Genomic DNA, 24498 nt, shown 5'->3' with positions numbered 1-24498 from the left:
GGAGATGGTGAGACGCGGGGACGCGGGGAAATATCAAGAGGAGATGGGGAGATGGGGAGACGTGGGGACGCGGGGAAATATCAAGAGGAGATGGGTAGATGCGGGAATATATCAGGAGGAATGGGCAGAAAAGTTTGGAATTTTAGATCAAGTCTGCTTAATTACTATAATCACTTATGGTTAAAAATTTCTCTTTTCAGGTAGCGCAAAGCACTACCTGGGGAACTGGTATCAAGTTTGGTAAGTGGGTTATTATTAGTTTTTCTCCGCATCCCTTTATCTCCGTGTCTCCGTGTCAGTTTTATGTGTCTGAGAAATCGGGGGTTTAGAATGATGAGAATTAATAGTCCATTGTTCAGGATGTGAAGCCATTTTGACTAATTGACTTAGCACTTCTTCGCATTGAGAATCCAATTCAAAAGCTATTTCTTTTTTGAGATAACCACTTCTCAAAGCAACTTCAATCCAGGTTTGGGTTTCTGCGGCTTCGCTTTCAGCATCGTTCAATTTACTGACAAATGCTGCTGGATATCTTCTTTTTCTCCAAGCTTCTGAGATATTTGCAGCCACAGAACGAGAGGAACGTCGTACTTGATCTGTCAATGAATAACGCTCTTCTACTGGGAAAGATTTAGTTAACTCAAAAATCCTCATCGCGATATCCATTGCATTTTGCCACGCCCTCAAATCTTTGAATGACCGAATATTAACCATCATCCCATCTCCCCTATATTTCTTTTCTACCCCCTTATTCTTCCCTGCTTCTGCTTACTCATATCACTTATATCCTTTCTCCAAAATCTGGCAACACATAAAATAAATCTCCGCGTCCCCCATCTCCCCCTCTCCGTGTCATTTCTACATATAAAATCGGTAAAAAACTATGAAAGAAGTCTACATAGTCAGTAGTGTGAGAACAGCCGTCGGTAAAGCGCCTCGCGGGACTCTACATAATATGCGTCCCGATGATATGGGTGCTGTTGTTGTCAAAGGTGCAATTAATCAAGTTGCGAATTTAGAACCTGTATTTATTGACGATGTTATCTTTGGTTGTGCTTTTCCCGAAGCCGAACAGGGTTTTAATTTGGGACGGGTGATTGCTCAACGTGCAGGTTTACCCGATACAGTCGCAGGTGTGACTGTGAACCGTTTCTGCGCTTCTGGACTCCAAGCGATCGCCATGGCACATCAAGCAATTTTGGCTGGTGGTGCGGAGGTGATTGTTGCGGGTGGTGCGGAGTCGATGAGTTTGATTCCCATGGGGGGACATTATCTCGCGCCCAATCCAGAGATGCTGGCGGAAATGCCCAAGGTTTATTGTACGATGGGAATTACAGCTGAGAATGTGGCGCAACAGTACCAAATTTCCCGACAGGAACAGGATGCTTTTGCATTGCGATCGCATCAACAGGCTTTAACTGCTATTCGTCAAAATCGTTTTGTTGAGGAAATTATTCCCCTCACGGTCAGAGAAACTTTATACATAGATGGGAAGCCGCAAACAACCGAAACAGTCTTTCAAGTTGATGAAGGAGTGCGTGCAGATACCAGTATGGAAGCCCTCGCTAAATTACAACCTGCTTTTCGTTTCGGTGGCACTGTGACTGCTGGAAATTCTTCGCAAATGTCCGATGGTGCAGCAGCAACGGTATTAATGAGTCAGCACATGCTCCGTGAACTCGATGTCAAACCTTTAGGGAAAATGTTAGGGTTTGCAGTTGCCGGAGTTCCCCCGGAAATCATGGGTATTGGTCCCGTTGAAGCAGTTCCCAAGGTACTCAAACAAGTCGGACTAACATTAGCAGATATCGGCTTAATCGAACTCAACGAAGCATTCGCAGCCCAAAGTTTAGCAGTAATTCACAAACTGGGATTAAACGAAGAAATATTAAACGTGAATGGAGGTGCGATCGCTTTAGGTCATCCCCTTGGTTGTACAGGGGCAAAACTGACTGCAACTATCCTCCACGAAATGAAATGTCGCGGTGTCCGTTATGGCTTAGTCACAATGTGCATTGGTGGCGGCATGGGTGCTGCTGCGGTGTTTGAGAATTTGATGATTTGAGATGAGATGATGCTGACAGGGAGAGGGGGAGAGGGGAGACACGGAGAGAGGGAGACACGGAGAGGAGGAGACACGAATAAAATTTTCTATTCCTACATATTTCTATATAGGAATCCTACTTGAATCTTGCTCAGTATACTGAGAAGTCCCTTAAGCTTTGTATGTCAAGCTTTTAGGCAGCTTGATTGTTCAAAAATCAAATAGGAGTCCTATATATCTCTTTATCTCCGCATCCCCGCATCCCCGCATCTCCGCATCCCCGCATCCCCGCATCCCCGCGTCCCCGCGTCCCCATATCTCCGCGTCTCCAAATATTAAATGTATGGCAATAAAACTATGATTAACTTCCTTTCACTAAACTACCTCCACATCCTCACCGCGTCCCCCCCTCACCGCGTCACCGCGTCAATATCCCCCTTTCTAGATTCTCTTCACATCCTCACCGCGTCAATCCTCATCCTACTTCTCGGTTACATCGGTGTTCCCCTGTGGGTGTGGTCACTTTATTTCCTGATATTATTAGCAATATTCAATCCAAATATTTGGGTATTAGTAGCGTTTAGCACAATTCTATTAATCCTCAATATCCCCATACTGCGGCAAAAAATCATCACCTCCCCCTTGATGTATGGTATCAAAACACTCAAAATCCTCCCGAAAATTTCTGATACCGAACGTGCAGCAATTGAAGCGGGAACAGTCTGGGTAGATGGGGAATTTTTCTCCGGTAAACCCAACTTCCAACGCATCAACAGCGAACCATATCCCCAAGTCACACCTGAACTCCAATCTTTCCTCGATAATCAAGTGGAAACAGTCTGTCAAATGGTTAGTGACTGGGAAATTTACCAACGCCAGGATTTACCCCCCGAAGTCTGGGAATATCTGAAAAAAGAGCGATTTTTAGGAATGATGATTCCTCAAGAATACGGCGGATTGGGCTTTTCCAACTTTGCTTACAGTGCAGTGATGACAAAGCTCGCATCACGTTCTTTTACCCATGTTGCCACCGTTGGCGTGACTAATTCCCTCGGACCAGCTAAATTACTATTACGCTATGGCACTCCCACACAGAAAAATGACTATTTACCCAGACTAGCAAGGGGTGAAGAAATTCCCTGTTTTGCCCTGACTGAAGCGACTGCGGGTTCAGATGCAGCAAGTATCCAGTCGGAAGGAGTTGTATTTAAAGGTGGAGACGGTAAACTTTACATCCGTTTGCATTGGAAAAAACGATATATTACCTTGGGCGCGATCGCAACTCTTCTGGGATTAGCATTTCGACTCCAAGACCCCAAAAATTACTTAGGTAAAGGTAAAAATATTGGCATTACTTGTGCCCTCATTCCTACCAATACTCCCGGTGTGATTATGGGACGCAGACATGACCCAATGGGGGTTCCTTTCTATAATTCTCCCACAGAAGGACATGATGTAGTTGTATCAATTGACCAAATTATCGGTGGTGTCGAACAAGCTGGTAATGGTTGGAAGATGCTGATGCAGTCCCTCGCGGCGGGCAGGGGTATTAGTTTTCCTGCTACCTGTACGGGTGTCGCCAAGTTAGTCACAAGAGTCACCAGCGCTCACTCCGTTGTCAGACAACAATTTGGTTTATCTATCGGTAAATTTGAAGGGATTGAAGAACCTTTAGCACGGATTGGTGGATTGACTTACTTAATGGATGCGGCTCGAATTTATACTGCTGCGGCGGTAGATAAAGGTGAACAGCCTGCGGTAATTTCGGCGATCGCTAAATACAATCTAACAGAACTTTCGCGTCAGATAATTAATGATGGGATGGATATTATGGGGGGTGCGGGAATTTGCAGAGGCAAGAGAAATTTGCTGGCAAATATTTATACGGCAACACCAATTTCCATTACCGTTGAAGGTGCAAATATTCTTACCCGCACTATGATGATTTTTGGACAGGGTGCAATTCGCTGTCATCCTTATGTGTATGCGGAGATTGCAGCACTGGAAGAGGACAAGGGGAAGGTGGACAAAGACTTACAGAAATCTTCTCTCTCCCCCTTTCCGCATCTATTCTCGGTGTCTCCGGCAACAATTGCCTTTGATACTGCCTTTTGGCATCATCTGGGCTGGATGATTCGTAACACTTTCCGAGCGATTTTCCTGAGTATTTCTCGTGGTTATTTAGCTGTGTCTCCAGTCACAGGGGCAACAGCAAAATATTACCGCAAACTAGCATGGGCATCAGCAACCTTTGCATGTCTCACCGACTTGGCGATGTTTATGTTTGGTGGTAGTTTGAAACGACGCGAAAAAATTACTGGTAGGTTTGCAGATATTCTTTCGTGGATGTATTTAGGCAGCGCCACCCTCAGACGTTTTGAAGCTGAAGGACGTAAAGCTGAAGATTTACTGTTTGTAGATTGGGCAATGCAATATGCCTTTGCTCAAATTCAACAAGGATTTACAGGTATATTTAGTAACTTATCCATACAACCAGAAAGACAGCAAAATCCAAATAAATCTTCCCTCTCCTTATCCCCGCGTCACCTCATCTCCGCGTCAATCTCACTGATAATCCGTAGTTTGGGTAATATCCTCGCCTGGTGGTGGAGAATGAATCCAATTGGGACAATGCCCAGCGACACACTTGGTAGTCAGATAGCCCATATTATACAAATACCAGGACAACAACGCGATCGCATTACCGCAGGTATTTATATTCCTGTAGCTGTAGATGAATCGTTAGGACGTTTAGAACGTGCATTTAATTTGTTGCATCAAGTGGAACCAATTTTGAAAAAGATTAAAAATGCTAGTCATGAGGGAAAATTACCAATTCAAAAACCGGAATTACTGATATCGGCAGCTTTACATGCTGGCATTATTGGAGAACCAGAAGTTGAGTTATTCTGCGAAGCCCAATTTGCCCGTAATGATGCAATTCAGGTAGATTCGTTTACTTTAGAGGAATATATGGGAAACAAAGGCAGTATTGTCGCCCAAAATTCACAAACAAAAGAATTGACTCAAATTTCTTAATCTTGTTCAAAATAGAGTCATCCCTTAACCTTTAAACCAGCCATGACTCAACTTCAAACTCAACTTACCCTCGAAGAATTTCTCGCACTTCCCGAAGGGGACATCATCTACGAACTAATCAACGGGGAAGCAGTACCGAAAATGTCACCAAAACGTTTTCATTCCTGAATCACAGGTGTAATTTATACCCTCATCAGCCTATGGGCACAAAATCGTGGCGAGGTAGGTATCGAATGGGCTGTTAAATTAAAGCGAAACGGTAAAGACTGGGTTCCTGTCCCCGACTTACTCTACATATCCTATTCCCGTTTACCACAAGATAATATCTTGGATGAAGCTTGTCCAATCCCACCAGATTTAGCCATTGAAATTATTTCCCCGAACAAACTTTTGGGAAAATTAGTGCTAAAGCCACTGACTATCTTAATGCTGGTATTTTACGGTTTTGGGTGGTGGATGCAAGAGCAAAAACTGTTACCGTTTACTATCCAGATGCTCCATCTCGCACCAAACAGGGTAATGATAGTTTGGAGGATTCTCTATTGGAAGGGTTACAAATTACACCTCAGCAGATTTTTCAACAAGCCGGAATCTCTTAAATTCAAAAATAGCATTTCCTTTAATAGCGAGTTTTTATGAAGATTCAGTATATTTTCCTGTGATTTACTTAGCATTAATCACTTCTTAATATTTCTTTAAACCCCATGTGGGAGGTTGATTAGCGTAACCGCGCAAAATTACCTAATTACTCTGTAATTTTACAGCAACTACTATAAGTGCATAGCAAAGTTTGCTGTGCTGTCTTTTCATGGGTAATTTCTTCTTTTTGTAGCGGGCAGGAGTTTCATTCCTTTGACTCCTAGGAGTAGTGATGCAGGTAAGACTGCAAATCACACCAGCAGACACCAATCTTTCACGGAGAATTTTCATGGCAAATATCCAAATCACCGAGTTTATGTACCAAGGTGCTAACGGTGAATTTATCGAATTTACCAACTTTGGCACCACAGCAGTAGACTTTACTGGTTGGAGTTTTGATGATAGTGGTCGCACACCTGGTACTATCGATTTAAGTGCTTTCGGGATTGTTCAGCCTGAAGAGTCAGTTATTCTCACAGAAGCAACAGAAGCAGCTTTCCGTGCAGCTTGGGGATTGTCACCTTCAGTTAAGGTAATTGGTGGCTTGACTAGGAATCTAGGAAGGGCTGATGAAATCAACATATACGATAATAACGGCAATCTGATAGACCGCCTTACCTATGGAGATCAAACATTTGCGGGGACAATTCGTACTCAAGGCGTGAGTGGTTGGACTGCCCCAGGTAATCTAGATGCTGTCAATATTAATACTGATTGGGTATCTTCTGCTGTCGGTGATGCTCAGAGTTCTCGCGCGTCTATAGGTGGTGATATTGGCAACCCAGGCTTTTATAACGTTAACATTGCACCCATACCAGGTATAACCATTATTGAATCTGGCGATCGCACTGATGTAGCTGAAGGTGGTGCTACAGACACTTATACAATCGTGCTGAAGACTCAGCCCACAGCAGATGTCACTATCAACATCACAGTTGATAATCAAGTTACCACCAATTCACCAACTTTAACTTTTACTCCCCAGAACTGGAATGTAGCCCAAGCTGTAACTGTGACTGCTGTTGATGATGATTTCATTGAAGGGACACATACAGGCACAATTACCCACAGCGTTAGCAGTAGTGATACTAACTATAATGGAACTGCGATCGCTAACATCACCGTAAATATTACTGACAACGATACACTACCCAACACCAATGTCAATATTCAAATTACTGAATATATGTACACTGGTGCTAATGGGGAATTCGTCGAATTTACAAACCTCGGTACTACAGCAGTAGATTTCACTGGTTGGAGTTACGATGACAATACTCGCATTCCTGGTTCCTTCTCCCTGAGTGCATTTGGTATTGTCCAACCTGGAGAGTCAGTAATTTTAACAGAAGCCTCAGCAGCAGCATTCCGTACTGCATGGAACTTACCCGCATCAGTAAAAATCATTGGTAACTCCAACCAAGGTTTAGGACGCGACGATGAGATTAACCTATATGATAATGCTGGACAACTCATAGATCGCCTCACCTACAACGACCAAGGATTTGCAGGCACAATTCGTACCCAAAATGCTAGTGGCTGGACAAATGCAGCTAATCTCGATTCTTTCACAATTACTACCGATTGGCAGCTTTCCACCATCAATGATGCCCAAAATTCTCGCACATCTACAGGTAGCGATATTGGCAACCCAGGTATTTACATTCCTAACCCTGTATCAACTGTTGGCGCACCGAGAATTGCAATTAATCCCAGCACAACTAATTTCCTCGATGGGCAAAATTTACCAATTCCCCTACCTCTAACTGGTGCTGGTGCAATTAGTGGTGTAATTAACGATCCTACCGATCCTGCTAAGACATTGGGTATAGATTTTACCCTGAGTGACCCGGATACAGCAATTGGCGACCTCACAGTGACAGTCACCAGCAGCAATCAAGCGGTTGTTTCTAATGGCAACCTCAGTCTGACTGGTACTGGTGCAGACCGGAATTTAAAGATTAATCCTACTGGTGTTGGTCTGGCAAATATTACTGTCACCGTTAGTGACGGTACACTCAGTAATTCCTACATCATTAACTACGCCGCCTCCGCAGGTTCCATAAGTCCTACTACTCGTTTCCTGACAGGCACAAGTGACGCTTCTAGTGCGATCGCGATTGATACCAATTATATGTTCGTTGCCGACGACGAAGACCAAACAATTCGGCTGTATGATCGCAATAATTCGGGTTTACCATTAGCTAGCTTTGACTTTACCTCATTACTGGGATTATCAGGTTCTAGCGAAGTAGACATTGAAGCCTCAACCCGCATTGGTGACGTAATTTACTGGTCAGGTTCCCATAGTAATAATAGCAGCAGTCAAGATAGACCCAACCGCGAGCGGATTTTCGCTACGCAGATTTCTGGTACGGGAGCCAATACCACCCTGACATTCCAGGGATACTACCAGTTTCTTGAAGATGACATGATTGCTTGGGATAATAGCAACGGTCATGGTTTAGGTGCTGGCTTCCTGGGACTGGCTGCGAGTGCTGCAAATGGCGTATCTCCCGAAATTCCCAACGGATTTAATATTGAAGGCTTGACAGTGGCTCCCGATGGTAACACAGCTTACGTTGCCTTCCGCGCCCCCAATCAACCCACCAGCGATCGCACCCAAGCCCTAATTATTCCTGTCACTAATTTTACCAGCATTCTTAATTCCACAGGTGGAACAACTGGTTCTGCAAACTTTGGTGCGCCTATCTTCCTAGATTTGGAGAATCGTGGTATCCGCAGTATCGAGCGTAATGCTAATAACGAATACCTCATCATTGCTGGACCCGCCGGTGCTGCTACAGGAAACGTACCCAACGATTTCCGTCTCTACACCTGGACTGGTAATCCTATTGATGCGCCTGTGTTGCGTAGTGCCGATTTAACAGCTTTGCTTGCTGACGGTAGCTTTGAGTCGATTGTAGAAGTGCCAGATTCCCTCACCAACACTACCCAAATTCAACTACTGGTAGATAATGGCGATAGCATTTGGTACAATAACAGCACAATTTCCAAAGACTTATCTCAAGATAACTTCCAAAAATTCCGCAGCGAAGTCATTACCTTAGGTTCTGCCCTAAATATTGATGGGATTTTAGGAACCACAGGCAACGATAATCTCACAGGTACTAACCAAAATGATATTATTCGGGGTCTAGCTGGTAATGATACCTTGAGAGGTGGCAACGGTAATGACACCTTATATGGTGGTCTTGGGGACGATAGCCTAGATGGCGGCAATGGCAACGATACCTCATATGGTGATAACGGTAACGATATCTTACTAGGTGAAAATGGCGATGATCTGTTGTATGGTGGTCTTGGGGATGATAGCCTAGATGGCGGCAATGGTAATGATACCTTATATGGCGATGACGGTAACGATACCTTACTAGGTAGAAATGGTGATGATCTGCTGTATGGTGGTAAGGGAAATGACTTATTGACAGGTGGTAACGGCAGCGATCGCTTTGTCTACAAAGCCTTTAATGAAGGAATGGATACCATAACTGATTTCAACCCCAGTCAAGACATCTTGGATTTGAGTGGTGTATTTGTATCCCTTGGTGTCACCTCCGTCACCAACGACTTCCTGAGATTCACCCAATCTGGTAGCAATACTCTGGTAGAGATTGACCCGAATGGCGCAGCAGGTGGAACGAACTTCAGCACTTTGGCGATTTTGAATGGAGTGACTGCAAATCGCCTAGGAATCTCGACAAACGTACTGGTTTAATCCCTCTCTTTTATCTCGCAATTCCTCTCATCACCTCCTTTTAGGTCAATACAGTTCAGTTAAGAATAAAATCAATTACTGCGAATAAAACAGATCGACTTTTTTGGAGGGGGCTTGGGGGAGAATCCCCCAAATCTTGGTTCTCAACAAATCGATTGACTAATAACCTTAACTGAACCGTATTGGATTAAAGGGGCTAAGACTAAAAGCTGCTGTTAGAATGATTTTGAACTACCCGAAATTACCAAAGAACCTACGAGAATAACACCCAGCTTTGACGCGATCGCAACATGAAAATGGTTCTTGATAGCTGCTAGGATATAGTTCTGCTTCTAGCCAGCCCTTCTTTGGATTACAGGAATAATGCAAAAATTATTATTTTCGCTTCTATTTTCGGCTGTAATAACTGGTTGCAGCAATGTCACTACCAGCCAATATGAAGCGACAGCGCTGACAACTTATACCTGGCAGGTAAAATATGCGAATGATTTAACTTCGGAACCATCACCACGTTTGGAAGAATTCGCGACAACTTCCCTACTCAATCGTAATGGTTTGCAACCATCGGGAGCCGTTACAGGTCCTGATGACAAAGGACTATGGTGGACTACACTACCACCACGACCAACAGTTGATGAGGTAGAACAACGCCAAGAGGGACAACAGTCAGGTCAGCCCGAATTATTAAAATCTGTAAAGTACGAACTAACTTATCAAGTCGGCTCCGAAAAAAACACATTGACTACTAATTATGAAGTCTACAGGCAGGTAGTAAAAGCATATCCATCACGTACACCCTTAGAATTGACTTTGGGAGTTGGAGATAACTCAGTCGAGAAAGCTGAACCTATTGGGAATTAAGTATACTGCAAGCGGTTAGCTATTAGCTAGGGTGTTGACTTTGGTAGAATTTGCCGACATTTTGTTCCTACAACTTTTGTGTTGTAGACTGGTTCTCCTGGCTCTGCCTGGGAACCGATAGTCAAGAGGCAGAGCCTCTTGTATAAACTGGAGGCAGAGCCTCATCAATTCTGTTTCCTTGCCAGAGACAAGGAACAAGTTGTGTTTTGGTATAAAACAGGATTGTTTTTTCATAAGCGGGAATGATATCATGTTTGCCTAATCGCTTACAATTAGAATTTCTCCGCGTCCCCGCGTCTCTAAGTCTCCGTGTCAGTGTTAATGATAAGTATGTAACCGGACATGATATAAAGACTTTTGCTCTCACCTCACCGAAATGAATAGCCCAACACGCTCCAATTCTCCAGATATTTACTCGATTTTGCATCAAACTCAACGCTTGCGAGTGAGCGATGGCGAGATTAAACCCGTTTTAGATGGATGCTCGAATAGTTCACAGTTGCTTGTACTAATTTGGTCACAATTGGGAGATTTTGATAATTTAGAATATGCTTGGTGGCTGCGAAGAGAAAGAGAAAAGCTCGAAGCAAAGGGAATTAGCATTCGCGCGATTGGAATTGGCGATCGCAATTCTGGGATCAAGTTTTGTGAGTATACGGAATTTCCGACTGAATGGCTGTTTGTGGATACGAAGGCGGAAATTCACGCTCTTTTAGGGCTTTATCGCGGTTTATCTCTACAACTGCCTTTGCTATCAACGTCACAACAAGCTTGGCTGAATTTAATGCTCATGTGTGCTGGGATTGGTAGTCCCGGAACTCTCAAGGAAGTTTTTCGAGGTTATAAAGGTGATAAAAAAGCCCCTCAGTTAATTGCAGATGAGGAAGTTGTTCGTGGTACTCCCCTACCACCGATGAAAGGTTCCTTTTTCAAAGCTGCTGGAGGAGAAGGCTTTCAGCGTCCTTTTGAATTAGCAACCCTGCGCCTGCGAAACATGACGGAAGTGTTGAGCAACTGGAATACTTATGTCCCAGATGCATCTTATTTGACCCAGAGGGGAGGAACTTTTCTATTTGATTCTCAAGGTAAATTAATTTACGAGCATCGCGATCGCGGTATTCTTGGTTTTGCTGAAAATATGAGCAATCCCTTATCTTTTCTCAAGCTATGAGGGTAATTGATAAGGTTCCAATTGCAGTTGGTGGTTGAAATTGAGAATAAATTACCACACTTAGATAATTTTTTACATTCTTCACAACTGTCTCAATTTATTCCCTTCATATCATGTTCGGCTAATCACTTACAATTAAAATTTCTCCGTGTCCCCGCGTCTCTAAGTCTCCGTGTCAGTCTTAAATAATAAGTATTCAACCGGACATGATATTATTTCCCTAAATCCAATTGCCCAATAGTACGTAGGCAGCCCAATAGTAGGGTGATGTGTAGTCAGAGTCAGGATTTTTCAAAATTGCCACTTGGGCACGACGCAGAGCTTCGGCTTTGGATACACCTGTTGTATTCGCTTTGGCGATTTGGTCGTAAAATTGACTCATGAGTATTGCTGAGGCTTTATCGTTGACGCGCCAGAGGGTAGCAACGGTACTGCGGGCACCGGAACGCACAGCAACCCCTGCCAGCCCTAATGCTGAACGTGCGTCTCCTGTGGCTGTCTCACAGGCACTGAGTACGAGGAGTTCGAGGGTGTTATTCCCTGATAGCTCGACTGTTTTCAGCAAGCTACTGAGTTGGTTGACTTTGATTTTGCCATCCCAGGTAATAATAAAGGTTTCGTCGGCATTGGAGCTAAATTGACCGTGGGTTGCTAAATGTATAATTGGTGATGAGGCAGTCGAGATACGATTTTGAAATTGGGGATTGGTAAATTTCTCGTTGAATAAAACTCGACTGGGAACTTCAGATTGAATTTTTTTGACTTCTTCGCCAACATAGGGTAAAGCTGTAAATCCTGGACGGGCTGCATCAATTCCCCCGACTAAAGCGCCTAAACGCCCTTGCTTCAAGGAACGTGGTGTTAATAGTTGTAAGCCGGGTGTGAGGGCGACGCTGTATTTTTCCACGAGGAATTGCTCGCCGTCATGCAATGCAGACATTGGTATATTCCGCAGTACCCCATCTAAAACAAATACTAGTGTTTCGACTTTGGTGGCAGCTAAATCTGCCGCTTCCGGACGAATCACCAAGTCGTACATTTTTTGGAGTTGAGGCAAAGTCACGTCAAATGCGGTTGCTTGTCCGAGGTTTTCCCGTAGACGTGAGGCTAACTGTTCAACTTCTTGTTTGCTAATATCTGTTTTGTAGTAACGGAAATCTCGTGTTTCTGGGGTTGTATTTTTGCTTTGTTGTTTATTTAGTTTATTTAGTTTTTGATTTGGCGAATCTTGGGTTACTTTCGGTAAGCTGGCAACGATCGCTAGTTTGTCTTGTAAAATAATTGGGTAAATTACCGCAGCTTTGGCATCGACTTGATCGATTTGTTCCGGTTTGGCGGTTAAGCAAGCTTCCCGGAAGAAGTTATCTAGTTCCACTAACTGCAAACCTTCGATGACATTCCGTGCTACTTTCCAATTCTTTTCTTGATTGGATTCTACAAGTAATTCTACAAGTTCACGATGGATGGGTTCGACGGCGTTACGGAAGGAAAACTGGATGTCAGGATTGGCAGCAGCTAAATCGGAACGTAGGGATTTGATTGTGGCGATCGCTTCTTGGTAATATGTAATGGCGCGATCGTTATTACCTTGGGCTTTGGCGACTCTTCCCAATTGCCATTGCCAAATGTATGAAATATCACTGGCATTGATTTGTTGAGCAAGTTGTAGTGCTTGTTCTGTCAGCTTTTGGGCATCCGCCCATCTTCCTTGACGTTCGTCAATGTTACCTAAAGTACCCAATGCATAGGATTCTGTTCGCGGATTTCCTAGTTTTTTTGCGTCTTTAATTGCAGTTGCCAAGAGTTTTGCTGCTTCTAATTCTGAGATTGGGGCAGGTTGGGCAATATTTTCACCCTTTGCAGAGATGGGTGTATTTGCCTGGGCTCCTTGCATTTGTATCATGGTTTGAGCAAGATTTACCCTGGCATCAATGGCAGCTTGGTTTGAGGGTAGGGCTTCAATTTCTTGTTGGACTTGGGGTAAAAGGTTTTTTGCTGCATCCTGTTGGTTATTCTCTGCCAGCAAACTGAGTAAATTTAGTTGTGCCTGAATTTTGGGAGTTCCAGAGGCATTTTTGGCAGCTTGTTGGTAAAAATTGATTGCTGTTTGTAGATTTGCGGCTGTTTTTTCTGCATCCCCGATTCTATTACCAAAGTTCTTGTCAAAATTCAGTTGGGCGCGAGCGGTATTACCTAAACTAATTTGTACCAGCGCAGTGGTTTCCGGTAACTTTAACTCTTGGGCAATAGCCAGACTACGCTCTAATAGTAGTTTTGCTGAGGGTAAATTACCAATTGTTCGCAGCGATTCTCCCAAAGTCCTTAATGCAGTTGCACTTTCGGGCGATGCTGCAACCATAGATAATGATAACTTGAGTTTTTCTGTCTCAGTAGTTAGCAATGGCGGTAACTTTAAACCCTTAGCTAGTAATTCAATACCTCGGCGATGAAGTCCCAAATGTTGCAATGCTTTGACTTGGTTGATTTGACTTGCCAGTAGGCGATTTGGTTGATTTAACTGGGTGTAAATCTTGCCTACACGTTCCCAGGTTTTTAAGGCAATGTCTGCTTTCCCTTGTGCTAGCTGTAACGAGCCTTGGATATCTAAAGCCTTTGCTAATACAGATAATTGTTCTGGATTTAATTTTTTATTTGCTGCTAATAATGCGATCGCCTCATTAATTGTACTATTAGCGGTATCCCACTGTCCCAATTCCTGAAAACACAGTGACAGATTACTGAGACTCAGGGCTTGGCGGATGGGATTTGTGGATTTGTGAGCTTGTGCAGCTTCTTGAAACAGCTTTGCAGCTGTCGAGAAATCACCCTGCTGATATAAAGCTTGTGCTTGTTTATCGAGGGATATTCCCGATTGACTTTGAACTATGGATGGAGTTGGAGGATTATTAGCAATAATTTGGGCAAAAATTGGTGATGTAATAGATAATAAAGCTGCGATCGCCATTGGCATGAAAAAACGCAGTAATATCTTGTGGTATTTTTTGAATTTGGTTGGAGATTTTTTCATCTTGAGATACTATATTGTGATTTAAAATTGCATGATTTTAGTTGCATAATTTGAGTCGAAATTCTGTCGAGACTTTTACTGCAAGACATCTACAGACATGCAGAAATAGTTGGCTGAGATGATGGTGTAGTTTGTGGCGCTTGAGCAACCAGAAAAATTTCACCGCGAGAATTTTTTACCAATCCTTGCGCTTCAATAATTTGAAAAGGAGAGGAAGAGGTGAGGGGGAGACGCGGAGATGGGGAGAGGGAAGACGCGGAGATGGGGAGATGGGGAGACGCGGAGAGGGGGAGATGGGGAGATGCGGAGAGGGGGAAAGTATTGTTAGTTCTTTGTTGCATCCCTGCGTTGCCTTCATTATCCAAAGTCGCTAGGGGAATAGTTGCTGTACCTTGTAGGGGTTCGAGGGGACTTAGGGGTAAAGCATCACGTCCGGTAATTGTAAAACTACTTAAAGGTTTGATAAAAGCGTCATAACCTCTGGGGCAAAGTTGACTCAGCTGATTAGTTGCGTCTACTACTTCATTTGGCAATTCGATAATCCCTTTTGTGGGGTCAATTTCTGGGTTGTTAATGGCAATTTCTCCCTGAATACCCAGTTGAGAACTCGCTGTAATATCGTTGGTTGCGTCTGATGCTTGGGCACGGGGTTCGATCCCGAAAATACCCTGAGTTGTAATGTTAATTTGACCACCTTTTCCGGTGAAGGCATTGGCAGTGATATCGCTGTTTTCGCCAGGTACAGCAACTATGAAAACCGTATTTAGTGTGATATTACCACCGTTGCCAGGCGCTTGTTGAGTACCTGCGGTAGTGGAAACAGTACCACCACGTCGCAGTAGTAATAGATTGCTGTTGAGGGTGATATTACCGCCATCAGTGGTAAAGGATTCCGCATTGATGACACCTTTGTCTTTAACGGTAATACGGGGCGAATTTACGAGGATATTTCCCGCTTGTCCCTCACCTCGACTGCGAACCGAGAGGAAACTTTGGAGGCGATTGTCGTTTGATGTACCTGAAACTTCTACAAATTCAGAAGCATTAACAGTGAGATTGCCACCTTTACCTGTGCTACCTTCTACTGTCCCTGTGGCAATACTTCCACCATTACGAACATTTAAACGCTGGGTGCGAATATTTATATTTCCCCCTCTTCCCGAACCAGATGTTCCTGCAAATATTCCATCAGTTAAGTCTATATCATTTGGGTTGACAAAGATTTCTACGGAGTCCGTAGCATTAATATCTATATCACCACCTTGACCAGAACCACCTGTAGATGTGGTGATAAATCCCCCGTTACCGATATTAAGGCGACTGGTAGTAATATTTAAGCGTCCTGCATCGCCAGAACTTGAGGTAAAAGTTGTGATATTGCTGCTAAATGCATCGTCGGGAGTGTTACTAATAACTTCTACCAAATCTGATGCGTCAATGGTCATATCGCCACCTTTCCCTGTACTACCTTCGGGCACATCTGTCGAAATAAATCCACCATCGCGGACACTGAGACGACGAGTGTTAATATTAATATTGCCAGCATCGCCAGAACCAAAAGTAGAAGCAGACAAAACACTACTAAATTGACCGTCTGGAGTTTTCCCTACAACCTCAACTAAGTCGGAAGCATTTACTGTTAAAGTACCTCCTTGTCCGCTAGAAAATGTACTTGTTCCAACCACAGCAATATCACGGATACTCAGACGACGAGTATTGATGGTTATATTACCTGCATTGCCAGCCCCTCGAGATGATGCCTCTAGGATACTACTGAGTTGACCATCTGGACTTCTACCAACAACCTCAACTGATTCGGAAGCATTTACTATTAAATTTCCCCCTCGTCCTTTGCTTCCAGAACGATTACCTGTACCCACTATTGCACCACTACGAATACTTAAGCGACCAGTATTAATGGTCATATCTCCAGCATCGCCAGAACCTAAAGTTATAGATGAAATATCGGTAAAAAATCGATTATCGGGAGAAACACCCACAACCTCAACAGAGTCTGAAGCATTAATAGTTAAATTACCAGCTTCCCCTGTACTATCTTTATTAGCAGATGTACTAACAGTACCTCCATCTCGGACGCTTAAACTAGGGGTTGTAATACTTAGATTTCCAGAATTCCCTGAGCCAAGGGTTCCAGCTACAATCCCACTTAATAAGTCACCATTAGGTGTAACTCCTACAACTTCTATGGATTCTGTTGCATTGATATTAATATCTCCCCCTTGACCGGGTAGACCAATACCAACTACAGAATTGACTTTTCCACCATCGATCAGGCTGAGTTTTCCAGTATTAATAGTTAGTTTCCCTCCGTTCCCGGAACCTTGGGAATTTGTGTCGATCCTACTCGTTGCCAAAAAACTACCAATTCTTTCTGAACTGATTAATTTGGAGCCAGTTAAAGTAACGGAATCAGCAGCATTAATCAACAAATCACCACTATTTCCAACTCCCCGTGTCAGTGTATCAATGACACCACCATTAGAAATTATTAGCCTTCCTGTTTGTAGTTGAATATTCCCCCCCTCACCTTCTCCCGTTGTCGAAGATGTAATGTTTGCGAATTGATTCAGGGAAATAGAATTATCTGTTGTGATGCGAATATCTCCAGCCCTACCATCATCGAAATTTCTGGAACTAATCGAAGTATAATCACCATCCAGGAAAAGGCTCCTAGCTTTAATTTCAATATCACCACTGGGTTCGTTATTTGTTCCGCCAAAAACCGACGCACCAGAAGCGCTAGAAATAATAGCTCCACTAGAAAGAAAAATATTCTCTTGAGCTTGCAGGGTTGTTTTTCCCCCTTGTCCTTGACCAATATTGCCAGAATTAATTGCTGCTTGGTTGCTTAAATTGATTGTCTTTGCATTCAAGTTAATATCACCAGCTTTACCAATTGAGTCTCGGCTTCCAAAGGTGTTAATTAAGCTATTACTATCTAGGGTGATATCCTCAGTCGCATTAAGACTAATATTTCCTCGATTTCTCTGACCACCTGTAGCAATTTGGCTGTTATTGTTAAGACGGATAGACTGGGCATTAATTATCACATTGCCGCTATCACCGAGAGAGTTATCAAAACCTTGATTGGTAATAAAACTCTCACCGTCCAAACTAACAGTACCAGTTGCATTAATTGTCACGTCTTCTGCTGCAACACCTGGTGTTCCTTCCCCATCTCTAAGAACTGTACCGATAAAACTAGTCGCCGAGAAACTGAGATTACGAGCATTGACAGTAATTGCTCCCCCTCCAGGTGTAATTGCAGCAGCACCATTTTGCAGCACTACATCCGCCCTTGGTACATCTTCCGAAAATGCTAACCGCATTTCATTCCCATTACCAATTAACCCGATGCTTCCCTCTGCTTTTAATCCCCCTAATTCCAGGCGATTGTTTAGTGTAAATGTTTGACCACCATCAAAAATAACATCCCCACCCACAAAAAATCTGCTTCCCTGCTGTGGAAAAAATAATGCACTATTTGCACTGTCATTCTCATTAAAACGGGTACGATTACGAATTTCCCCTTGATTTAATTGATTAAAAAACAACGCGCTTGGATTCACTGTCAACAAACCTGGTGCTTGCGGATTTGTCGCACTAAAAACCCCTTGATTTCCAAACTGCAAACCATTGGCAGTAGTCCCCACAAAACTACCCTGCACATCTAACCGAGCATTCTGCCCAAACAAGATTCCATTCGGATTCATTAAAAATAAATTTGCATTACCATCAACACCCAATGTCCCCAAAATATTCGACGCATTCCCACCAGTAACTCGCGTCAATATATTTATTACCCCCGATGGATTGCTAAAATAAACTCTTTGTCCATCATTAATATTAAATTCACTGAAACTGTGAAAAAGATTCGTGTCTCGTTGCGCTCCACCATTAATTTTGTCCCCTAAGACATTGTTAATTAAAACATTTGTATCTAAACGGGATGATTCTGTGCCCAGGGTATTATCGGGAGTAATTTGTGCTGTAACTGGAAATATTGGTGCGGCAAATACTAAAAAACCACATGTCAACAACTTTCCGAGTGAGTTTGCTACCTGATTCATCGCCCAGTCCCGATTCTTCTGTGAATGATTATGAATGTTTCTTATTAACCTTACATTTACCAGTATTTTTGCTGATAATCAACTAATACAGCAATTATGAGGTTGATATCAGATTTTAGTTTTTGGAGTAATTTTGAAGACATGCAGAAACCGTTGGCTGGGATGAAGGTGTAGTTTGTGGCGCTTGAGCAACCAGAAAAATTTCACCGCGAGAATTTTTTACCAATCCTTGCGCTTCAATAATTTGAGAAGGAGGAGAGGGAAGACGCGGAGATGGGGAGAGGGGGAGAGGGGGAGACGCGGAGAGGGGGGAAGTATAATTAGTTCTTTGTTGTATCCCTGCATTTCCTTCATTATCCAAAGTCGCTAGGGGAATAGTTGCTGTACCTTGTAGGGGTTCGAGGGGACTTAGGGGTAAAGCATCACGTCCGGTAATCGTGAAACTACTTAAAGGTTTGATAAAAGCGTCATAACCTCTGGGGCAAAGTTGACTCAGTTGATTAGTTGCGTCTACTACATCATTTGGTAGTTCGATAATCCCTTTTGTGGGGTCAATTTCTGGGTTGTTAATGGCAATTTCTCCCTGAATACCCAGTTGAGAACTCGCTGTAATGTCGTTGGTTGCGTCTGATGCTTGGGCACTGGGTTCGATACCGAATATTCCCTGAGTTGCAATGTTAATTTGACCACCTTTTCCCGTGAAGGCATTAGCGGATATGTCACTGTTTTCGCCAGGTACGGCAACTATGAAAGGTGTATTTATTGTAATGTTGCCACCATCACCCCCAGCCTGTGTATTACCTGCGGTAGTTGAAATCAAACTTCCACGACGCAGTAGTACAAAATCAGCAAGTTGCAAGTTGATGTTACCACCTTGACTGCTGGCGGTTTGGGCGGAGATTGTCGCCCTATTATCCAAGCTTAGAGTACCACCAAGAATGGAAATATTACCAGCATCTCCCGTACCATCGCTATTTACTGATACTTTAGCTCCATCTCTGATGGTAATTTGCGGTGGATCAATGAAAATACTACCACCTCTACCTGTGGAACCAATTTCAGTATTGGCAAAAAGTCCACTTTCAGCACCTTGATTGAAAATTACATCGTTGAGTTGGTCTGTTTCTCCAGGTTGCTGTAATCTCTGAGTTACTTTGGTAACGCGATCGCGAAAATTGGGATCACTGCCTGTTATGGTAATGTTGTCTGTAACATTCAGCTTGATGCTACCAGCATTCCCACTACCACGGGTATTTGTTGCTAATTGTCCGCCATTATTTGCTGTAAAGTTTTTGGCATTAATTGTAATGTTGCCACCGTTATCTGAGTTGGAGGTTGCAGCCGAAACGATTGCTCCATCACTAACTGTAAAATTACCTGTGTTCACGGTAATATCTCCAGCTTCTCCCGATGTTCCTCTGTCAGCAACAGTTATCAAACCAGTAGAAAATCCCGTCTTACCGTAACCGGAGAGGTTAACAGTATCAGTTGCATTGACGCGAATATTACCTCCACGTCCCTGAGCAGCAGGTAGATTTTTGGAAGGACGCAAAAGTGCAGATTGGATTTGAGAACCCTCTGTAGCTGACAACGTACTTGCTCTAATCTCAATATCTCCAGCAGTTCCCACCCCTCCTGAACTAACACTGCTTAAAATATAACCTTCGTTGAGAGTGAGTGCTTTGTTGATGTTGAGAAATATTTGACCTGCGTCTCCTTGTCCCAAAGTACTAGCATTAATTTGAGCGCGATCGCTTAGTGCCAGGGAATCAGCATTAACATTAATATTACCTCCTTTTCCTACACCAGTTGCCTCAACTGTACTAAAAATACCACTCGGATAAAGACCATCTGCAAGACCGCTAGCTGTAATCTCACCAGCATTAATCGTAATATCTCCCCCATTTCCCTTGCCAACAGTTGAAGCACTCACTCGTCCACTATTACTTAAAGAGAGGGAATTAGTTGTGAGTTTAATATTGCCTGCATTACCTACACTATTTGCATTAACAATAGAAAAAACACCACTGAAATTTTGATTACTACCAATGCCTTCAAAATTTATGCGATCGCGTGCATCAATGGTAATATCACCACCATTACCTTTTCCTGCTGTACTGGCATTAATTTGAGCGCCATTAATCAAAGAAAGAGTTCCGGTTTTCACCGAAATATCGCCACCATTTCCTGTCTTGGATGTAGTAGTATCGACACCACTTGAAACTTGAAAACTACCGCCAACTCCATCAAAACTAACTTTATCGCTAGCATCAATTAAAATATTTCCTGCATTCCCCTGTCCAAAGCTGGAAGCACCAATTTTACTACCATTTTTAAAAGATATTTCCCTAGCTGTGATGCGGATATCTCCCCCATTGCCAACAGTATCAGAACCGATTTCATTTCCAACACTGCTTTTAAATTTGTTTCCCTCAGAACTGTCAAAGCTAATTACATCACGGGCATTAATAGTAATATTACCAGCGTCTCCTTGCCCATCGCTAACGGCTAACAATGACGCTCCATTTATGGCGAACAGTGAACCTGTTGTAATATCTATATTGCCACCTTTACCGACACCTCCAGTCAACAAGCTGCTTTGAATTCCAGTCAGTTTGTCTCCTGTCACATCATCTAATATTATTGTGTCTCTAGCATTAACAATAATATTACCTACATTACCTTGTCCTAGAACGTTGGTAGATAAAAAGGAACCAGCAGTCATGGAGAGAGTTCCCGTATTCAGCCGAATATCTCCACCCTTACCTATACCAAAGACATTACTGGCTATAAAAACTCTATCCTCAAACTTAGTAGTATCACGAACATCAACTGTGATATTACCAGCATCTCCTTTGCTGAAAGTGCTACTGCTAAAGAAAGCACCGTTAATGATGTTCAAGTTATTAGCAGTAATATTGATATTTCCGGCATTACCTTCTGCACCTGGTTGAACTGCGGCAATAATGCGACTAAAAAAAGGTTGTTTCCCATCTCTACCATCTATAGTTAAACTATCACGGGTATTGATTGTAATATTCCCTGCATTCCCTTTACCACGGGTACTACCTTGAATTTCCGAACCCTCTTTAATTTCTAATGAACCAGCATTAATAGTTAGGTTGCCAGCATTACCGATTGCCCCTACACCCACTTCGGTAATAATTCCATTTGCATTCCCTGGTATCGGTTGACTGAAGCTAATATTACCCTTGATGTTAATGTTAATATTACCCGTATTACCCTGTCCTCCTGGTAAATTCCCATCAGTATCTTCAATCCGCGATTGAATTTGCGAACTATCAGTTAGGGAAAGGGAACCCCCTTTAATATTTATCTCACCTCCATTACCCACGCCCCCCGATGTAATATTACTGTACATAAAAGCATTGGAAAGTTGAATTCCATCAGAAATTTCCAGCGAAATATTACCACCATTTCCCTGCCCAAAAATACCCGTAGATAAGGCAGCACGGTTATTTAGACTCAGAGAACCAGACTGGATATCGATGTTACCAGCATTCCCAATGCCAACAGCTTCTACATTACTGAAAATACCACCACTGTTAACCGTGACAGCATCTTTGGCTCGCACAAATATATTACCTGCGTTACCATTTCCAGAAACGGAGTTATCAATAAAGCTATCTTGAGAAATAGAAATTGAGGCAGTAGCGCTGAGATTTATATCTCCTGCTTGAGTTGTCGGGGTTCCTTTACCTGCCGATATTCCTGCAAACAAAAACGAATTATCAATCCCGATATTGCCAGCATTAATGACAATTTCTCCACCTTGATTGCCAAAGATACTAATTACAGAATTATTATCTAAAGATACATCTGCAAAGGCGACATCATTGGGAATATTTAAACTAAAAATATCTCCTGCAACATTCAATCCAATATTTCCCGGTGTAGTCAAACCTGTTAACTCAATTCTGCCATCATAGGCTCTCAAACTACCACCGTCTAAATTGACATTTCCACCTACCAGCAGCAAGCTTTTGCCATCGGGTACTCGCAACCCAGTAGTATTATCACCATTTGGATTCACACCTGCGGGAGCTTGTGATTGATTTGTAATTCCCGCACTCGACTGTACTTGAGAAAACAACAACGCACTTGGATTCACTGTCAACAAAGCTGGTGCTTGGGGATTTGTCGCACTAAAAACGCCTTGATTTCCAAACTGCAAACCATTGGCAGTCGTCCCCACAAACGAACCTCGTACATCCAAGCTGGCATTCTGCCCAAACAAGATTCCATTCGGATTCATTAAAAATAAATTCGCATTACCATCAACGCCCAAAGTCCCCAAAATATTCGACGCATTCCCACCAGTCACCCGCGTTAATATATTTATCACTCCAGAGGGATTGCTAAAATAAACTCTTTGCCCATCATTAATATTAAATTCACTGAAACTGTGAAAAAGATTGCTTTCTCGAACCGCTCCACCATTAATTTTGTCCCCTAAGACATTGTTAATTAAAACATTCGTATCTAAACGGGATGATTCTGTGCCCAGGGTATTATCGGGAGTAATTTGTGCTGTAACTGGAAATATTGGTGCGGCAAATACTAAAAAACCACATGTCAACAACTTTCCGAGTGAGTTTGCTACCTGATTCATCGCCCAGTCCCGATTATTCTGTGAATGATTATGAATGTTTCTTATTAACCTTACATTTACCAGTATTTTTGCTGATAATCAACTAATACAGCAATTATCAAGCGATTATTCAGTTTTATTTTTAGGTTGCATTTGATAGGTTAAATTTATAGAAATGCGATCGCACTTTCTCAGGGGAGCATCCCAATTTTGCAAAAATATAATTTGTAGTGGGAGCAGGAAGCTCCCTAATCTCCAGGAAGCGGGCTAGAAGCCCGCACTACAAAAAAACAATTTACACATTTGGGATGTTCCCATTTCTCAGTCTGTCGGATTGTGCGATCGCAATTTTGCATCAACTACTTGTAGATGTTGATGGAGTACAAATATCTTGAACGAGTTTTTCCCGTTCTTGTACATATGATGGATTTTCGACTGTGTAGAGTAGAGTTAAGGCATCAGACCAAAGATTTGCAGATTTTTTATCTGTGTTATGTTTAACTTGATAATTAAGAAAATAATCTGCTTTTTTCAAAACTATTTCTTCTGGGGAAATTCTTGTTGATTTTGCTTGTTGTTCAATCGCTTGTAATTCAACTTTGATTTTTTCGCGTTCTTCGGTGGGCATAATTTTAAATAATCCGGGATTGGTAAGTTCGCGAGATTGTTGAACAATTAACCATTGATATAATTTTCCTGGTTGTAGAGCTTCTGTACCCTTGTACAATGCTTTTTGTTGAGCCAGATTAATTGGTTCTGTCCAAATGACTTTTTGACTCTCGTATTCGCGAACTATTAATTTTGTTTCTGGATTTTTTATTTGTTCTCCGTTTGGCATCGCTCGCCATAAAAATAACGGTTTATCGTTCCAAACCATATAGGTATCTACCCAACCTGGAGAAATTGAGCAAACATCATTTCTCGCACCATTTCGGCGGCGGGGACGACGTTGAAAAATATTTGCGATCCAACCTGTATATTGTTGAGATATGAGTGTATTTTCTGGCTGTAAATAATTTATATTATTGAGATTTTGACTGGGGCTTGACATTGCTTTTGATATTGCTAAAGTTGTGCGATCGCCTCCAATATCCAGAGGAGAAATTCCCAGAGATAACACTACAAAACCAAGTAAATATTTGGGATAGTTTCGTTTTGAATTCAACATGTTTTTACTGATATTTGATAGGAGGTAAATTCAGAAATTAGAATTAAAAGACTGCAAGTTTGGGAGCATCTCAATTTTGCAAAAATACAATTTGTAGTGGGAGCAT

Annotated in this window: 11 protein-coding genes and 1 pseudogene; 7 read left to right on the top strand and 5 right to left on the bottom strand. The window is 42.6% G+C overall.

Going from position 1 to position 24498, the window contains the following annotated elements:
* Positions 1-4: 4 nt before the first annotated feature.
* Positions 5-184 (top strand): hypothetical protein, encoded by a 180-nt coding sequence (locus VB733_RS15995; RefSeq protein ID WP_323341053.1) that lies wholly within the window; start codon positions 5-7, stop codon positions 182-184.
* A 92-nt stretch (positions 185-276) separates the two neighbouring features.
* On the opposite strand, the gene VB733_RS15990 is transcribed toward VB733_RS15995, so the two are convergent.
* A complete protein-coding gene (locus VB733_RS15990; RefSeq protein ID WP_416336325.1) occupies positions 277-717 on the bottom strand; it encodes a four helix bundle protein in 441 nt (146 codons plus the stop codon).
* A gap of 166 nt (positions 718-883) precedes the next feature.
* Here VB733_RS15990 and VB733_RS15985 point away from each other — a divergent pair, with 166 nt between their 5' ends.
* The 6 genes and pseudogenes from VB733_RS15985 to VB733_RS15960 all read left to right on the top strand — a co-directional run bounded on the left by VB733_RS15985 (position 884) and on the right by VB733_RS15960 (position 11493).
* Positions 884-2065, top strand: coding sequence for an acetyl-CoA C-acyltransferase (locus tag VB733_RS15985; RefSeq protein ID WP_323341052.1), 1182 nt, complete (start codon positions 884-886; stop codon positions 2063-2065).
* Between the two features lie 336 nt (positions 2066-2401).
* Complete coding sequence (locus VB733_RS15980) at positions 2402-5083, top strand: acyl-CoA dehydrogenase (RefSeq protein WP_323341051.1); 2682 nt, start codon at positions 2402-2404, stop codon at positions 5081-5083.
* Positions 5084-5125: 42 nt separating this feature from the next.
* Positions 5126-5682, top strand: a pseudogene (locus VB733_RS15975) (Uma2 family endonuclease).
* A 272-nt stretch (positions 5683-5954) separates the two neighbouring features.
* Entirely contained in the window at positions 5955-9461 is a 3507-nt protein-coding gene (locus tag VB733_RS15970; protein WP_323341050.1) for a DUF3616 domain-containing protein, read from the top strand.
* A gap of 363 nt (positions 9462-9824) precedes the next feature.
* Complete coding sequence (locus tag VB733_RS15965) at positions 9825-10322, top strand: hypothetical protein (protein WP_323341049.1); 498 nt, start codon at positions 9825-9827, stop codon at positions 10320-10322.
* A 376-nt stretch (positions 10323-10698) separates the two neighbouring features.
* Positions 10699-11493 carry a peroxiredoxin-like family protein gene (locus VB733_RS15960; protein WP_323341048.1) on the top strand — a complete coding sequence of 265 codons (795 nt, stop codon included), beginning with the start codon at positions 10699-10701 and terminating at the stop codon, positions 11491-11493.
* A gap of 220 nt (positions 11494-11713) precedes the next feature.
* Here the strand turns inward: VB733_RS15960 and VB733_RS15955 are convergent, their stop codons facing one another.
* The 4 genes from VB733_RS15955 to VB733_RS15940 form a co-directional block, all read right to left on the bottom strand.
* A complete protein-coding gene (locus VB733_RS15955; RefSeq protein WP_323341047.1) occupies positions 11714-14521 on the bottom strand; it encodes a CHAT domain-containing protein in 2808 nt (935 codons plus the stop codon).
* Positions 14522-14610: 89 nt separating this feature from the next.
* Positions 14611-18612 (bottom strand): filamentous hemagglutinin N-terminal domain-containing protein, encoded by a 4002-nt coding sequence (locus VB733_RS15950; RefSeq protein ID WP_323341046.1) that lies wholly within the window; start codon positions 18610-18612, stop codon positions 14611-14613.
* 115 nt (positions 18613-18727) lie between these two features.
* The gene (locus VB733_RS15945) at positions 18728-23245 is read right to left on the bottom strand and encodes a filamentous hemagglutinin N-terminal domain-containing protein (RefSeq protein WP_323341045.1); all 4518 of its coding nucleotides are present in this window, start codon (positions 23243-23245) and stop codon (positions 18728-18730) included.
* 334 nt (positions 23246-23579) lie between these two features.
* Positions 23580-24392, bottom strand: a complete 813-nt coding sequence (locus VB733_RS15940; RefSeq protein WP_323341044.1) for a hypothetical protein — start codon at positions 24390-24392, stop codon at positions 23580-23582.
* Positions 24393-24498 lie beyond the last annotated feature (106 nt).

It is taken from the genome of Calothrix sp. UHCC 0171 (assembly GCF_034931845.1).
GTDB lineage: Bacteria > Cyanobacteriota > Cyanobacteriia > Cyanobacteriales > Nostocaceae > Brunnivagina.
Note: the sequence above shows the minus strand (reverse complement) of the source record. Positions and strands in the feature narration are given on the sequence as shown.

What these genes read in the sequence shown, in the direction of transcription:
- VB733_RS15995 (WP_323341053.1), top strand. Translation starts at nt 5, where the DNA reads ATGGTGAGACGCGGGGACGCGGGGAAATATCAAGAGGAGATGGGGAGA.
- VB733_RS15990 (WP_416336325.1), bottom strand. Translation starts at nt 717, where the DNA reads ATGATGGTTAATATTCGGTCATTCAAAGATTTGAGGGCGTGGCAAAAT.
- VB733_RS15985 (WP_323341052.1), top strand. Translation starts at nt 884, where the DNA reads ATGAAAGAAGTCTACATAGTCAGTAGTGTGAGAACAGCCGTCGGTAAA.
- VB733_RS15980 (WP_323341051.1), top strand. Translation starts at nt 2,402, where the DNA reads ATGATTAACTTCCTTTCACTAAACTACCTCCACATCCTCACCGCGTCC.
- VB733_RS15970 (WP_323341050.1), top strand. Translation starts at nt 5,955, where the DNA reads ATGCAGGTAAGACTGCAAATCACACCAGCAGACACCAATCTTTCACGG.
- VB733_RS15965 (WP_323341049.1), top strand. Translation starts at nt 9,825, where the DNA reads ATGCAAAAATTATTATTTTCGCTTCTATTTTCGGCTGTAATAACTGGT.
- VB733_RS15960 (WP_323341048.1), top strand. Translation starts at nt 10,699, where the DNA reads ATGAATAGCCCAACACGCTCCAATTCTCCAGATATTTACTCGATTTTG.
- VB733_RS15955 (WP_323341047.1), bottom strand. Translation starts at nt 14,521, where the DNA reads ATGAAAAAATCTCCAACCAAATTCAAAAAATACCACAAGATATTACTG.
- VB733_RS15950 (WP_323341046.1), bottom strand. Translation starts at nt 18,612, where the DNA reads ATGAATCAGGTAGCAAACTCACTCGGAAAGTTGTTGACATGTGGTTTT.
- VB733_RS15945 (WP_323341045.1), bottom strand. Translation starts at nt 23,245, where the DNA reads ATGAATCAGGTAGCAAACTCACTCGGAAAGTTGTTGACATGTGGTTTT.
- VB733_RS15940 (WP_323341044.1), bottom strand. Translation starts at nt 24,392, where the DNA reads ATGTTGAATTCAAAACGAAACTATCCCAAATATTTACTTGGTTTTGTA.